Raw genomic sequence first — 13,754 nt, 5'->3', positions numbered from 1 at the left:
CGAGGAAGTTCATCGTGCGCCTCGGCGGCGGACAACGGCGACCGGGCAGTGAGCGTAGTGCAGCACGCCGTGGCTGACGGAGCCCAGCACCGCGGACACCATGCCGCCGTGCCCCCGGTTGCCCACCACGACCAGGTCCGCGTCCCTGGACGCCTCAGTTAGCGCCGCCACCGGATGAACGGAGGTGATGTCCTCGATCACGTTGACCTCGGGGTGCTTGGCCCGCCAAGGGACGAGTCGATCGCGAAGGAACTCGTACTGGGCTCGTTGTAGCCGGTCCAAGTTGAGCGAGACCGCATGAACGGGAACAGCGTAGGCGTAGACGGCGCGCAGGGCTGCTCGGCGCAGGGAAGCCTCGGCGAAGGCATGGGCCAGGGCGGGCTCGGAGGAATCGGTCTCGTCCACGCCTACCACGAGCTGTCCGCGTTCGGCCGCCCCCGCCCGTACCACGACGACCGTGCCGTGCGCGTGGCCCGCCACTCCCAGGCTCACCGAGCCGAGCAACGCGCTCGCGAACCCGCCCCGGCCGCGCGAGCCGACCACCAGCTCGGCGGCCGACTCCGCCCGCGCCCGCAGGTCCGCCACCGCCGATCCGGCCACCACCCTGGTGGCGACCTCGACGCCGGGCCATCCGGCCATGACAGTCTGAACCTTCTCCTCCAGCATCACCTCGGCGGCCTCTCCGAGCGTCTCCAGCAGGCCAGGGACCGGATAACGCGGAAGGTCGTAGGTGCCGCGTTCGATCACGTGCACGAGCTCAAGCCGGAGCCCCTTGCGTGCCGCGTCGTCGGCTGCCCACGCGAGGGCGGCGTCGGCGCCCGGCGAACCGTCAGTTCCCACGACGATGACGTCGTTCATGGTTGCGCCTTTCGCTAGCCGTCGAGAACCCTCCCGTGCCAACCTCCTGCCCGAAACGCGGCAAAGCCACGGCCAAGGCCCTCGAGACTGCGCTGTGGTCACGCCCTGATCAGCACCCTTTACCAAGAGCCTGGCCAAGCGAACTGGTGTCGAGGCACCTCTTGGAAGGAAGTGCCAAGCGCTCGTCCCGCAACACCTCGTCGACGGACTCCTCTTCGGCCAGGATCATGGCGAGCCGGTCGAGCGCGCCACGCTGGGCGGGCAGCAGGCTGATCGCGCGCTGCTCTCCGCCCGGCCCCAGCAGGCGGACGACCTCTTCGTCCGAGACGATCGCCCCGCGAGAATAGGTCCAAGGCCCCAGAGCGGCTGGGCCATATGCCCCTGTCGTGCCCGCTGTCGTCGCCGCAGAGTGATGAGGAGGGAGGTGCATGATGGGACTCGCGACTCAGTGGGTGGCACTTCGCATGCGACGGTACTGGCTGGGGCGGAATCCACTGCGCCGTCGCTCCGACCGGCTGGAGGCGGCAGGCGTGGCCGTCTCGTTGATTCTGCTGCTGTTCAGCGTCTGGCCCGCTGTCGTCATGGGGCGGCTGGCCTACGAGAACGGCCTGCAGGCCGAGCGAGCCGGTCCCGGCATCCGCCAGCAGGTGACAGCGACCCTCGTGCAGGACGCGCTGGACACCGTTCTTGTCGGGGGCAAAGACGATGGCGCGGCGCCAGAATCACACGCTGCCGCGCGGTGGGTGACACCGTCCGGCGAGCAGAAGATTGGCCGGGTGGCGGTGCCCACCGGCGCGAAAGCGGGTACGGCCGTGAAGGTGTGGATCGACGGCCGGGGCGAGCTGACCAGACCGCCGACGAGTCACGCGGAAACACTGGCGGGCGCTGTGACCACGACGCTCCTGGTCATCGCGGGAGCGGCCGCCACGCTGATGTTGGGCTTCCGGTGCTTCAGGTGGTTGCTGGACAGAGGACGGTACGCCGCGTGGGACGCCTCCTGGGCCGAGGCGTGCGGGCGGTGGCGACGCTTGTCGTAGACCGCCCCGCCGCTCCAGCTGCATGAGCTGGCTCATGGGCACATCCGTGGAATCGTGACCCGCCTGGCCTCCGCCCTGGAAACCACGGTCGAGGACATGCTGGGTGGTGGACGCGATCGTCTTCAGCACCCCCACGGCGGACCCATGGACCAGGATCTGAGCACCGGCCTTGCCTGGGGCCCCTCACGTATCCCGGTCACGATGGTGCCCGGCTCACCGTTGGTGACGACCACAGCGGCGGCTTCCCTGGCGACGTCGGTGCCCTCCTCCCCCGCCATCGACCGGGTGTCAGCGTCGAAGGGCCTGGTGGCCAGCCGCGGCTCGTCCGGCCGTACCTCGTGATCGGCGAGGCACTGGCTGGGTGGGCCGGTAGGAGCCTCGATCCGATGGCCGTTCAGGTGCTGGACGGTGACGGCAACGCCTTGCCGACCACGATCGAATCAATGCGCATCTCTGACATGTCAGAGGCCTCGAGATGGACGAAGGTCCTCGCTAGGAAGGGAATTACGCCTCTTCATCCCCGGATTAGGTAGAGGTGAGCTGGATGGGAAGGAAACATCCGACACGCAGGAGGTCATGATGGGTGCTTTGGAGCGCTGGGGGTCACGCACCCTGTTCCCCGACCTGTTCGAGTTGCTGGAGTCGCCCTGGGGCATGCTGCGGACAGCGGAAGGCACCATCCGAATCGAGGACTACATCGACAACGGTAAATACGTCATCCGCGCCGAACTGCCCGGCATGGACCCCGAAAAGGACGTCGAGATCACCGTCTCCGGCGGTGTGCTGTGCCTGCACGCCGAACGGCACGAGGAACGGAAGGAGGCGCACCACTCGGAGTTCCGTTACGGCTCGCTGTCCCGGTCGCTGACCCTGCCCGAAGGCGTCACGGCCGACGACATCAAGGCGACCTACGACAAGGGCATCCTGACCATCACGGTCCCGATGCCCGAGAGCGCCAAGAAGGAGGCCAAGCGGATCGCCATCGAGAAGTAACCGACCATGACGTCGGCGGCACCGGCCCCGTGGGGGTCGGCGCCGGGGCGTGAGCAGATCTACCGATCCCATGAGCCGGTGCGCATGAAGCGCAGCCAGATCATCACCGCCGCCCAGCGCACCGGCCCGGGCCTCACGAGAGGTTGCGCTCATGGAGCGATGGCGCCCTCGCGTTCGGCGGCGGCGACGTTGGCCTTGACCGCGAAGAAGGGGTGCCGTTAACCAACGTGACACCAGCCGCCATATAGGCCCTGACTTGGTAACTCAGCTTCCCGCTTCCAGTTCGGCTCGCGCCGTTGGCTGTTCGACGGCCCGGCCTGTCGCGAGCTCGGGGACATACTTGTAGATGGTCGAGCGGCTGACGCCGAGCAGCCGGGCGATGGAGGAGACGGTATTCTCCGGCCGGGTGAGCAGGTCGCGGGCGTGCCGGATCTGCTCGGCGGTCATCGCCGGCGGGCGTCCCAGACGCTGGCCGCGGGCGCGGGCGGCGGCCAGGCCCTCGTGGGTGCCTTCCACGATGAGCTCGCGGATGAACTCGGCGAGCGCGGCGAAGACGTGGAAGACGAGCCGGCCGCCAGCGGTGGTGGTGTCGAGCGCCTCGTGCAGGGAGCGGAAGCCGACGCCGCGTTCGCGTAGCCCGGCCACGATGGCGATGAGGTCCTGCAGGGAGCGGCCCAGCCGATCCAACGAGGGCACCACGAGGGTGTCGCCGGGGCGCAGGTAGTCCAGCGCCTTCTCAAGTTCCTCGCGTTCGGCGTTCTTGCCGGACTTCTTGTCGGCGAAGATGCGGACGCAGCCCGCCGCGGTGAGGGCGGCGAGCTGGCGGTCCAGGAGTTGGCCGGCGGTGGAGACGCGAGCGTAGCCGACCAGCGCGCCGGTCAGCGCCGTGGGTTCGGCGGAGAGGAAGTCGTCCGCAGCGGGGGTGAGGCCAGTGCTCATGCTGAGGTGCTGGACTGGTCTCCCTGCCGGCCCCGCAGGTTGGGACGGTCCGGCCGGATGTGCAGGACGTCGGTGGTGTGCCAGGCGCATTCCAGCGCGAATAGCGGATCGCGATCCATGCCATACCCGTCGCCCCAGCCGATCCGCCCGTGGCCCGCGTCCACGATGATCTGGTCGTCGGCCACGCCCTCCTCATCGGTGGCCACGTGCACCACGATCGGGTCATCGTCGGCCAGGTGCGCGATGGCCGCCCGGAGCTGCCCAGCGGTCCAGGCACGGCGGCCCTTCGTGTCGGCCACGGTCTCCCACGGCACGGTCGTCGTGCGCGGCACGTCGTGATCGCTCATGCTTGCGGCTCCTGGCTGTCGTAGGCCATCTGCCAGCCGGTCAGGATGTCGTCGCCGGTGTGCCGCAGGGTGTAGCCCGGGAACAACCGGGTGGCGTTGCGCGCGTTGCGGCGCATCGAGGCCAGGAACGTCGTCGTCTCCCCGTCCTTGGGGCCACCCACGAAGGTGGCGGTGAAGTTGCGCTCCTCGATGGGACGCTCGAACGTGCCCACGTGCTTGTAGATCCACTCACCATCGCGGCGTTCGAGCTGGTACCGCTCGATGACGTCGGGCGCATCAGGGCTTGATCACGGCGGGCGTGAAGTCGAACGTCGACTCGTTCTCGACCATCTCCCGTACGTCGTCCTCGTGGTAGTCGTACTGGTTGATGTCGCCGTCGAGGGGGCCGCCCTTGTAGCGCACCGGTACGGGTCTTCCGTAGCTCACAGGGGCGATCCTTTCGACAGGGGTGGGGGCATGGCTGCCGGGACGCTCCGAGCGTACGGAAAACGGGTCACCTCAAGTTGTTGAACGCCAAGATCTTCCAACACGTTTTTTCGACAGACTTCAAGATCGCTAGGCCGGGGCGGGCAACTTTGTTGATCATGTCCAGTAAACGTTCGATTTACAACATGGCGCCATCCGAGTATCGAGGCCGCTGGCATCGCCGTGGTCACTCGCAGAACTGCTTGGGCCATTTACGGGCGGTTGAATGTTCGCGCAGCGGCCGCGGCGATTGTGGTAGCGAGGATCCATCCCGCAACTGTGAGCACCAGAGCGACGATCTTCGCCGGGCCGACAGGGTCCCAAGCGGTGTCATGTCCCAGACTCACCACCGGGATGAGCAAGTCCAACGCGTACAAGAAGGGATCCCACATCGGATGTTCATCGCGCTTCACCGGGCAGAGGCCCTCGGTCCTGGATGCGGCGGCGTCACACCCGACTGTGGAGAAGTACAGCGTGCCGAGCGTGAGCAGGACGGCGACGCCGATGGCCGCGCGCCACGGCTGGTAGCCGTACCCGAGGACGAGATCCTGGACTCGCCCCCACGCCCGCTGGGCGAGGCCTCGCCCAGCGGCGGCCTGGCGGAGCTTTTCGCGTAGTACCCGGCCGGCTTCCCGGTCCAGACCGGAGCTTCGGTAGGCGGAGGCGAGTTGCTCGTACGGATGAGGCGTGTAGAGGTCGCAGCCGCGCCGCAGCCAGACCAGCCGCGTCCGGGCCGAATGAGGTGGCAGCGGCTGAAGGCGTTCGTAGACGGCGCCGTCGAGCTCCGTTCTCGGTCCGTGCTCCGACAGGTCCTGCAGTGTCCCGATCCTGGCATTGCGGAGTGACACCACGCCTACGCTGCCCGCAGCGGGCGTGAGGACGGCTTTGCCCGCCTGGGCATCTGACAGGTCGATCATCACCTCGTCCGGAGATCCCGCCCGTACCAGCGTTCCCGCCAGGTCGAGTTCGCCCGTGACCGTACTGCCTTGCATGCCGAAGCGGCCGGTCACCGTGGAGGAAGCGGCGCACAGGTGCCCGACCGTGGCCCGCTGTAGCCAGATTCCCTCGCCGACCTGGGCGGCGAACAGGTCGATTCCGCTCACCTGGGCGCTGGCGAGGTTGAGGGAGCCTCCGACGATGAGCCCTGGACCTGGTCGTTCGTCATGTCTGGGCCAGTTGCGGCCGTTGAAATCGCCTCCGATGACCACCAGGTTGGCGTTGAGCAATCCGCCGACTCGGGTCCGATCCAGATCGACGTCCAGGTCGATGCGGCTTCCCTGGATCCACACATTCCCTTCGACGTGGGCGTCGCGCATCATGAACGTCCGCGCCCGCAGCACCTCGGGCGACAGCTCGGGTAACTGGCACTCGTTCAGGCCCAGACTTTCAACCGAGGCCAGCGTGAGGTCGAGTTCGTCCTCGAAGGAGCATCCGGTCATGTCGAGGCCGCAGTCGATCACCGCGCCGCGCAGGTCGAGTCTGCCCGTCACGCGGGCGCCGGTGAGCCGCAGTGAACGCACGCGGCCCGTGGCCGCGGCGGGTCCGTTCAGCAGCAGGGTGGCGATGACCTCCGCACGGATTCGCCGCCTCGCAGACCACGAAGGACCGCTCGTGGGATCATCCTCGGCGGGGACACCGGTGCGGAGGTTGAGCTCCTGCCCTTCCCGGAAGACCTGCCACAACCGCCGCTCGGCAGGGTTCCAGCGCCGGGGAGGGCGCTCTGAGCGAGCCTGCTGCCACGTCCCGGTCATGGGCGGTTCAGGGCTCGGGCCGCTGCGGCCGCCACGGTGGTCACGAGGACCCACCCTGCCACGATCAGTATCAGGGAGACGATCTTGGACCAGCCCGTAGGGTCCCAGGTGGTGTCGTGGCCCAGGCTGATCAACGGCACCAGCAGGTCCAGGCAGTACATGAACGGGTCCCAGGCCGGATGCTCGTCGGTCTTGATCGGGCACAGGCCCGCTGCGGGCCCGCACGTCGCGCGGGAGAAGAAGGCGGTGCCGGCCAGCAGCAGGCCCAGGACACCGGCGACGGCCCGTCCGGGCTGGTATCCGTAGCCGACGGTGATGTCCTGCAACAGCCCCCATGCCTGCCAGATCCGGCCGCGCGCGCGTGCGGTGCGGCGGAGCTTCTCTCGCAGCACCCGGCCGGCTTCGCGCTCCAGACCGGCGGCTCTCAGGCAGGCGGCGAGCTGGTTGTAGGGGCCGGGCTCGGCATGGGGGGTGCCGACGGCGAGCCAGGCGAGGCGTTCCTGGACGGTCATGTCACTGACCAGCGACTGGTAGGCGAACTGATCAAGTGAGAAGTGGCCGCTACGAGTGGGCCATGACGCCCCGCGGTCGGCCAGGACCGTGACAGTGCTGTGGTCCAGCTCGACCCGGCCAGGCGGGCGTGCCGGGCGGAAGTTCAGGCGGCGCGCGGTCATCCCACGGGCGCGCAGGGATGTCCCGTCCTCGTGGCCGAGCACGGTGCCGTCGAGGTGGAGATCGCCCTGGAGCATGGCCGAGCTCGCGTCCATGCGGCCGGACAGCACGCTGCCGCGCAGGTCCAGGTCGCCTGAGATGCTCGCCCCGACGGCGGTGAGCGAGCCGTCGTCGTGGAGTTCGGTGGACGTCAGGTCCACCCCACCGGCGATCCGGGCCATGGTCAGGTCCACGGGACCGGACCATTGTGCCGAGCGCATGGTCAGGCCACCTTGGACGACTGTACGGGTCAGCCGCAACGCGCCCTCCGGTCCGGGGGCGGTCAAGCGGCTTTCGCTCAGTTCGACGGCACCGGAGATTTCTGCCCCCGCCAGGTCGACGGTGCCTTCGAAGACGGCGCCGGGTGAGGCGCGCAGATCACCCGTCAGCCGGATCCCGATCCCGGTGAACGCCTTGCCCCCGGCGCTGATCAGGGCCGCGTTGTCGAAGGTGATCGGGCCGCCCACGGTGGAGAACGCGAGATTGACCGTGCCTTCGCAGCGGAAGCCGTTACGAGCGTAGAAGCCGCCGTTGCCGATGGTCATCTGGGGGGCCTGGATGAAGGCGTGCTCGCCGACTATCTGTGCCTCGTCGAGGAAGATGCCGCCGGTCACGGTCGAGTTGAGATACCAGCAGCCCTCACATCGCAGCCCGCGCGCTCCGATCGCTGCGATGGTGGCGTCTTCGGCGTCGATCGCGATCCGACCCACCGGGGTGATCTTCGCCCACCTCAGATTCAATAGTCCGCCGATCTTGGCGGTTACCAGGTTCAGCTCTCCTGTCAGATGGCTCGATCGCAGTTCCATGTCGCCGTCGGTTGTCACGCCCTCGGCGGACAGTCCCGGCAGGACACAGTTCTCGAGTCGGATGCTGGGAAGCTTGGCATGGTCGAGTATGGGCGTGGCCTCGAAGAGGCAGTCCTGGAAGTGCACGGGAATGGCGATGTCGGTTCCGGCGAGGTCCAGCTCGCCAGAAATCCGTACGCCCCTGGCCCGCAGGTGAAGCATCTGCCCGTCGATCGGTGGCGGTGGGGTGAGCAGCAGATGGCGGATCACCTGGCCCCGAACGGTCACCTCGTCCTCGAAGCAGTCGCCGTCGCGTATCGCGCGCCACAGGCGCCGCTCGACCGCCGACCATTCCCGTGGGGCGGTTGGCCGATCCGTGGCGCTGCCGGCGTCCCGTCGTCTCCGGCCAGGCAGGATCATGCACCTGCTCCCAGGGTGGCGAGGGAACCGATACTCAGCCGGGCGTTCAGGTCCAGACGAACCTCACCGTACGGGCGCACGTGCAACCAGAACAGCGGGGTCAGGCCGCGCCGGTCGACCGGGGTAAGCAGCGCGGCCCACTCGGGTTCGGCGAGGACGTCTTGAAGCATCAGGACATTCACCATGACGAGCGAGGCTTGCAAGATTCGAAGACACAGGGTCGTCATCTCCACCTCGTCGCGCCGGTTGGTGGAGATCTCGCCGCCGCGGCCGTAGCAGATCACCGAGTTCGCGCGGTTCCACGCCTCGACCACGTTCAGCCCCTCCTCGATCTCTCGCTGCAGGTCACGGTCGTATAAGTAGCGGGCGACGAACGTGGTGCGCGCCGCCCGGCCGATCTCCAGCATCGCCTGGTAGGCCGGGTGCGAGGCGGTACGGGTGAAGCGCGACAAGATGGCCTCGGTGGAGGCGGTGCGGGTGCGGATCGCGGTGGCGTACTTGACGACCTGGTCGTAATTCTTGGCGATGATGTCCCAGCGGACCGGCCGGGTCATCGCCGGCGCCAGGCTCGCATACCGGGCCAGGTCTCCATAATCGGTTTGGTGGAGCTTGACCCGGTTGATCTGCTTGATGCGCGGCAGCAGGTCCACGTTCAGCAGTCGGGTGATGCCGAAGCCAGGTTCTGACTCCCCGTGGGAATCCACGTAGTTGCCCTCGACCTTCATGGTGGTGCCGTGCCGGATGGCGCCCTCCACCATCGCGGCGACCTCGGAGGCCGACGCCTTGAGTGTCTGGGAGTGCACGACCACCGACCCGCGTTCGACGTGCCAGTACACCAAGATTCCCCGGCCGCCGTAGCGGGAGTGCCATTCGGTGAACAGGTTCTGATCCCACGCGCGAAAGTGGGTGGAGTCGGAGCCGACCGCGGTGGAGCCCTGCCCCCACAGCCCGGTGTCGCGGGCGGCGAAGGTGGCGTTGGCGATCTCGACCGCGATGGTACGGGCCACCTCCGGGGTCAGGTAGCGCCGGCGGACGTAGCGCAGGTCCTCCTCGCTGTGGGGGTGCGCCCCGGAGATCATCTGCCGGATGCCGCAGTTGGTGCCGTAGGCGTAGATGACCAGCATCAGCCGTTCGGCGAGCACCTCGGGGCTCATGTGGCCGGTGCCGGTGGCCGCGGTCACCTTGGCCAGGCAGCCGGTGCGCAGGATTGCTTCCTTGAGGATGTCGATCAGTGGGACGGCGCTCCAGCGGCGGGCGACCTCGTTCTTGATCCGGCGCAGGTTGCGCGGCTCGGGGGCGGCCTCGACCGGCGTCAGCTTGATCGCTCCCGCTTTGCGGTCGCTGATCTGGACCCAGTCCAGGCTCGGCAGCGCGTTGTTCAGCATCTCCAGGGCGCTGGTCATCTCCTCGCGCAGGCTGTCGCAGAACTCGGTCGGGTCCAGGGGCTTGCGCAGTTCGCGGTAGTGCTCGGCGCGGCGGGACTCGAAGTCGGTGGGCAGGTCTTCGTCCGGGTTGCGCCACCGGTCGGCGCCGACGACCCAGATCTCCTTGCAGCGCAGCTGCTCACGCAGGGTTTGGAAGGTGGCCACCTCGTACACCATGCGCGATACCCGGCGCCGGCCGCGGGCGTCGGTGCGATGGACCAGGTCGGCCCAGTCCTTGAGGGTGCCCTTGTGCTCGGGCGTGGTCTCGCCGAGCGGGTAGTAGGTGGTGTTGCCGGCCTTGGCGTAGCGCTGGACCAGCTTGAGGGCGTCGATGACGGGCTGGTGGGTGGTGTTGTTGGAGCGGAACTCCAGCACCTCCAGCAGCTCGATCAGGCCGCGCCGATAGTGGTTGGTGTAGGAGGCCTTCAGCGTGGTCTGCACGGTGCGCCGGTAGACCGGGCCCTTGGTCTTGAACTCGTGCACCAGCTCGCGCAGCGTCTGCTCGCCGCCCCGCACCGCGGGGAAGACCACCTCGCGCACCGTGCCGTCCGGCGCGGCCAGCGAAGCGTCGGCGATGGTGAACAGGAGATTCTCCTTGCCTGAGACCCGCTTGAAGGCGTTGATGAGTTCCTCGGTGACCTTGCGCTCGGCGCGAGCGCCCACCCGGTGCACCGTGGCGATCAGCAGGTCGACCAGGGCGTCGGTGACTTCCCGCTCCCGCTCCACCAGCAGCGCGGCGAGCAGGGTGACCGTGGCCTCCGTCGCGTTGCGGGCCCGCCGGCGCAGGTGCGAGGGAGACTCCACCGCAGCGCGGAAGCGCCACCCGCCCAGCACCTTCGGCGCCACGTCGGCGAACAACCCGGCCGGCAGCTCGATGGCCCTGATCGCGTTCAGCTTGCGGATCTCCGTCAGCATCGAGTCCAGGCTCACGTTGCCCGGCATCGCCTTGATCAGCGACAGGACCGAGCCCTCATCCTCGTCCAGATCGTCATCGCTCTCCTCGGTCTCCACCGCGGTGTTGTCGGCGGCCACCAGGGCGAGCACCCGGGCCACCGTCTCGGCATCCAGCCGCGCCGCGATCCGGTGAAACCAGGTTTGCTCCGCGTTGTGCAGTGCCGACCGTACGATCCGAGTGATCCGCCCCGGCGAGGGCGGCTCGATCCGTTCGGCCCGGCACTGCTTGAGCAGTTCCTCGCGGACCCGGTCGGACTGTCGTTCGGCGTTCGCGACGTTCACGGCCAGCCAGTCGGTCAGCTTGTCGGCGTCGGCGACCGAGCAATCCCGGAAGCCGAGATGATCGCGGATCTCACTGCGATGACGCTCGATCGTCCGGCCTGACCAGTCGTACAGTCCCAAGCTGCTGGCCGACGTCTTGGTCTGCTTCGCGACGTAGTCGACCACCTCGTCAGGAAACTCCGCCCGCCCGCGCGGGAAGCACCCGTGCTGCGTGAAGTACTTCAGCAACAGCGCAAAGGCCAGACGCGTGCCCTCCTGCTTCGCACTGACCAGGCCCACCTCATCGCTCAGCACAGTCCAGTGCTCGATGAGCTCATCCATGCCAAGCGGCGGACGTTCCATACCCAGAGATCCGCGCCAGACGCTTGGGCATTACAGAGGTCAGGCTAGGGATCTTCGAGGTTTGGCGGCCCATGGCACATCGGTTAACGGCACCCCAACCAGGTGCGGGCGTACGACCTGCTGCGGATGTTCGGCCGGGAGGGGCGGCGATGGTTATCTTGGGTTCTCGGCCTCTTCTCGCAGGTCAGAGCGAGATGATCTTGTCTGGCACGTAAGGCATGTAGACGTCCCGCTCACAGCATGTTGAGCGGGGACCTGGCGCGTGTCTCGACGGCAGGGCCCACTCCAGTTGCCTTAAGGGCGTTGCTGGGTTGCGAGCACGTCCCTGAGGAGCTCGGGGAGGTTGGTGATGATGCCGTTGATGCCGAGGCGGACTAGCTTGATCTTTAACCTGTGCGTCGAGGACGTGGGTTCGCGGATTTCTTCGTCGTCGGTTTCCGGGCCGGGGTCTTCGTGGTGATCAGGCCGGTGGCAGTGTAGACGTCGTGGCGTGGGGCGGGTTGGTTGTTGCGGCGCCCTGATGGCCGTCCCGGTCCTGGCCGGGAAGGTTTCGGTGCCTGGGCCGGACTGAGCGTCTTGGCGCGCAGGTGCCGAAACCCTCGACGAACGCGAGCGGGCGACAGATGCTGTGGGGATGCAGGCTCCTCCCAAGGACGGCGTAGGTCGGCGGCCAAGGGACGGGCCAGCCGGAGTTGGGTGTAGACGGCCAGGATCAGCCAGGTCCAACGATCAGCCGCCCGCGGATCGCGGATCTTGGGACAGGTCCAGCCGAGGGTCTGTTTGAGCAGGCGGAAGGTGTGCTCGATGTCGAAGCGGCGCAGGAACGCCTGCCACATTCGGTCCACCTCGACTGCGGTGGCGTCCACCTGGGACCACCACAGCCACACCGGCTTCGGAATCGCCCCGCTGGGCAGATGGTCCACCTCCAGACGGATCACGGTGCCCTCGATCATCGGCAGCTCAGCCGAATCGACCCAGGCCGCACGGCGGGTCAACCGCGGGTGCAGCCGATCCCAAGCCCAGGCGGTGGCGCGCCCATACAGGCGGGTCTCAGCTTCGGTGGCCACGTCAGGCTCGCCCCAACTGCCCCGGTCACCGAAGATGAACTCGCCCCCATGACGCGGCGGCCGGCCGTTGGTCCCCGGCACCCGCGCCGGGGCCGCACGGCGCAGCACCCGATCCGAACGCATCCTGGCCAGGATCTGGATAGGCAGATCACGCAACAACCATGCCAAGCGCGGCCCGTCATAACCCGCATCGGCCACGATCAGGATGTCGGGGTCACCGCACTGCCAATGCCCGGCCGCCACGAGCCGCTCGACCACCTCGCGCAACTGGGCGGCGGTCACCGCGGCCAGATCATCCCCCGGCGCCAGCCGGAGCGCATCCAGCGGCGCCGTCTACGAGCTGCGGCCCGTCTCCAACGCCACCACGAACGAGTAGGGCCAGCCCGGGATCATGACGTGCTGGTCCTTGCCCCGCCCATAGGTGTGGCACAAGATCCGCTCCGGCGAGGTGTGAGCGTCCGGCCGCAGCCAGCACGTGACATCCACCGCCAGCACCAACCGCCCGTCTGCCGCTCTGGGCAGGGGCACTGTGCTCAACGCCCGACGCAGCCGCCCCACGTCGAGCCGGCCCCGATCCAACGCCGCATACAGCGACCCATGACCTCGACGGTGCTCACCGACCAGGGACAACTCCACCAGCGAACGCACTGGTCCATCACTGCATAACACCGCCTCGGCCAGCTCGAATGTCGCATCGGCCCGCGCGGTCAGACAGCCGTAGAACTCAGCCCGGAACCGCGTCAGCTCCCCCATGCATCAACCGGACATAGATCAGGCACACTAGTCATCACGACAGCCCTTGGTTATGGATCTTCTTCCCTCGACAAGAAGAATGATCACCCAAGGGCTGTCTTGTTGAGAAATCTGGCGCGGCCTCACCAGCCACCAAGGTTAAAGATCAAGCTAGCGCATACGCGGGGACGAGCTGCCAACGCGCGCCCTCCATCAGCACCTGCACGATCATCGCGAGTATCGGCACGAGCGCCACACGTCCGAACCGGCTGCGCCGCGCTGAGCTCATGAGGAGGGCGAGCGCGACCGCGTCGGCGATCAGCAACACGACCTCGAACGCTCGCATCATCCTCCAAGGTCTCGGGGGTGGGGCAGCCCCGCTCCACGCGTTCAACACGCCGGAAACTGGCGGCGTACGCAACGGCCGCCCGCCAGCGGCGTCTCCCCTCACGGATCGGGAGGGCGGCGCCGTGGTGCGAAGCGCGTTCTCCCAGGTGAAAACCATCCGCAACACCGCTACCAGGGTTGTCTCCGAACGGAGCGGGTCCACGGACCCTAGATACCCACCGTACCTTGGCCATAGCAACACCAGGCCCCTTCACCCCCACCAGGGCGCGCCGCGGCTCAACCGGGACACCGCTAGCACT

At 67.8% G+C, this 13,754-nt stretch carries 12 protein-coding genes and 1 pseudogene; 3 read left to right on the top strand and 10 right to left on the bottom strand.

Translation table 11 applies throughout. The features are described 5' to 3' along the window. Window positions 1-9: 9 nt before the first annotated feature. Entirely contained in the window at window positions 10-858 is an 849-nt protein-coding gene (locus AB0J09_RS08550) for a universal stress protein (RefSeq protein ID WP_360687262.1), read from the bottom strand. A gap of 428 nt (window positions 859-1,286) precedes the next feature. Between AB0J09_RS08550 and AB0J09_RS08545 the strand changes: the two genes are divergently transcribed. From AB0J09_RS08545 to AB0J09_RS08535, 3 genes are all read left to right on the top strand, one after another. Then, the gene (locus tag AB0J09_RS08545) at window positions 1,287-1,895 is read left to right on the top strand and encodes a hypothetical protein (protein WP_360687259.1); all 609 of its coding nucleotides are present in this window, start codon (window positions 1,287-1,289) and stop codon (window positions 1,893-1,895) included. Window positions 1,896-1,949: 54 nt separating this feature from the next. Then, complete coding sequence (locus AB0J09_RS08540; protein WP_360687256.1) at window positions 1,950-2,237, top strand: hypothetical protein; 288 nt, start codon at window positions 1,950-1,952, stop codon at window positions 2,235-2,237. 234 nt (window positions 2,238-2,471) lie between these two features. Continuing rightward, entirely contained in the window at window positions 2,472-2,888 is a 417-nt protein-coding gene (locus AB0J09_RS08535; RefSeq protein WP_360687253.1) for an Hsp20/alpha crystallin family protein, read from the top strand. Window positions 2,889-3,152: 264 nt separating this feature from the next. Here the strand turns inward: AB0J09_RS08535 and AB0J09_RS08530 are convergent, their stop codons facing one another. The 9 genes and pseudogenes from AB0J09_RS08530 to AB0J09_RS08490 form a co-directional block, all read right to left on the bottom strand. Then, window positions 3,153-3,827, bottom strand: a complete 675-nt coding sequence (locus AB0J09_RS08530; RefSeq protein ID WP_360687250.1) for a recombinase family protein — start codon at window positions 3,825-3,827, stop codon at window positions 3,153-3,155. Beyond that, the gene (locus tag AB0J09_RS08525; RefSeq protein WP_360687247.1) at window positions 3,824-4,174 is read right to left on the bottom strand and encodes a DUF6225 family protein; all 351 of its coding nucleotides are present in this window, start codon (window positions 4,172-4,174) and stop codon (window positions 3,824-3,826) included. Before AB0J09_RS08525 ends, AB0J09_RS08530 begins: the two co-directional genes overlap by 4 nt. Beyond that, window positions 4,171-4,386 carry a hypothetical protein gene (locus AB0J09_RS08520; protein WP_360687244.1) on the bottom strand — a complete coding sequence of 72 codons (216 nt, stop codon included), beginning with the start codon at window positions 4,384-4,386 and terminating at the stop codon, window positions 4,171-4,173. The genes AB0J09_RS08525 and AB0J09_RS08520 overlap by 4 nt, the downstream gene beginning before the upstream one ends. Window positions 4,387-4,450: 64 nt before the next feature. Next, the gene (locus tag AB0J09_RS08515) at window positions 4,451-4,600 is read right to left on the bottom strand and encodes a hypothetical protein (protein ID WP_360687241.1); all 150 of its coding nucleotides are present in this window, start codon (window positions 4,598-4,600) and stop codon (window positions 4,451-4,453) included. Window positions 4,601-4,851: 251 nt separating this feature from the next. Then, window positions 4,852-6,390: a hypothetical protein gene (locus tag AB0J09_RS08510; RefSeq protein WP_360687238.1), complete on the bottom strand. Its 1,539-nt coding sequence runs from the start codon at window positions 6,388-6,390 to the stop codon at window positions 4,852-4,854. Further along, entirely contained in the window at window positions 6,387-8,306 is a 1,920-nt protein-coding gene (locus AB0J09_RS08505) for a hypothetical protein (RefSeq protein ID WP_360687235.1), read from the bottom strand. The genes AB0J09_RS08510 and AB0J09_RS08505 overlap by 4 nt, the downstream gene beginning before the upstream one ends. Next, on the bottom strand, window positions 8,303-11,287 hold the full coding sequence (locus tag AB0J09_RS08500; protein ID WP_360687232.1) for a Tn3 family transposase: 2,985 nt from the start codon (window positions 11,285-11,287) through the stop codon (window positions 8,303-8,305). The genes AB0J09_RS08505 and AB0J09_RS08500 overlap by 4 nt, the downstream gene beginning before the upstream one ends. A 407-nt stretch (window positions 11,288-11,694) precedes the next feature. Beyond that, window positions 11,695-13,128 (bottom strand): annotated as a pseudogene (locus tag AB0J09_RS08495) (NF041680 family putative transposase). A gap of 145 nt (window positions 13,129-13,273) precedes the next feature. Then, a complete protein-coding gene (locus AB0J09_RS08490) occupies window positions 13,274-13,456 on the bottom strand; it encodes a hypothetical protein (RefSeq protein ID WP_360687229.1) in 183 nt (60 codons plus the stop codon). Window positions 13,457-13,754: the final 298 nt, after the last annotated feature.

It is taken from the genome of Nonomuraea sp. NPDC049784, from assembly GCF_040659615.1.
Lineage (GTDB): Bacteria > Actinomycetota > Actinomycetes > Streptosporangiales > Streptosporangiaceae > Nonomuraea.
This window is presented reverse-complemented; position numbering and strand designations above follow the sequence as displayed.

Coding starts and splice junctions, on each gene's coding strand:
- AB0J09_RS08535 (WP_360687253.1), top strand. CDS start 2,472: ATGATGGGTGCTTTGGAGCGCTGGGGGTCACGCACCCTGTTCCCCGAC.
- AB0J09_RS08505 (WP_360687235.1), bottom strand. CDS start 8,306: ATGATCCTGCCTGGCCGGAGACGACGGGACGCCGGCAGCGCCACGGAT.
- AB0J09_RS08510 (WP_360687238.1), bottom strand. CDS start 6,390: ATGACCGGGACGTGGCAGCAGGCTCGCTCAGAGCGCCCTCCCCGGCGC.
- AB0J09_RS08545 (WP_360687259.1), top strand. CDS start 1,287: ATGATGGGACTCGCGACTCAGTGGGTGGCACTTCGCATGCGACGGTAC.
- AB0J09_RS08550 (WP_360687262.1), bottom strand. CDS start 858: ATGAACGACGTCATCGTCGTGGGAACTGACGGTTCGCCGGGCGCCGAC.
- AB0J09_RS08500 (WP_360687232.1), bottom strand. CDS start 11,287: ATGGATGAGCTCATCGAGCACTGGACTGTGCTGAGCGATGAGGTGGGC.
- AB0J09_RS08525 (WP_360687247.1), bottom strand. CDS start 4,174: ATGAGCGATCACGACGTGCCGCGCACGACGACCGTGCCGTGGGAGACC.
- AB0J09_RS08490 (WP_360687229.1), bottom strand. CDS start 13,456: ATGATGCGAGCGTTCGAGGTCGTGTTGCTGATCGCCGACGCGGTCGCG.
- AB0J09_RS08530 (WP_360687250.1), bottom strand. CDS start 3,827: ATGAGCACTGGCCTCACCCCCGCTGCGGACGACTTCCTCTCCGCCGAA.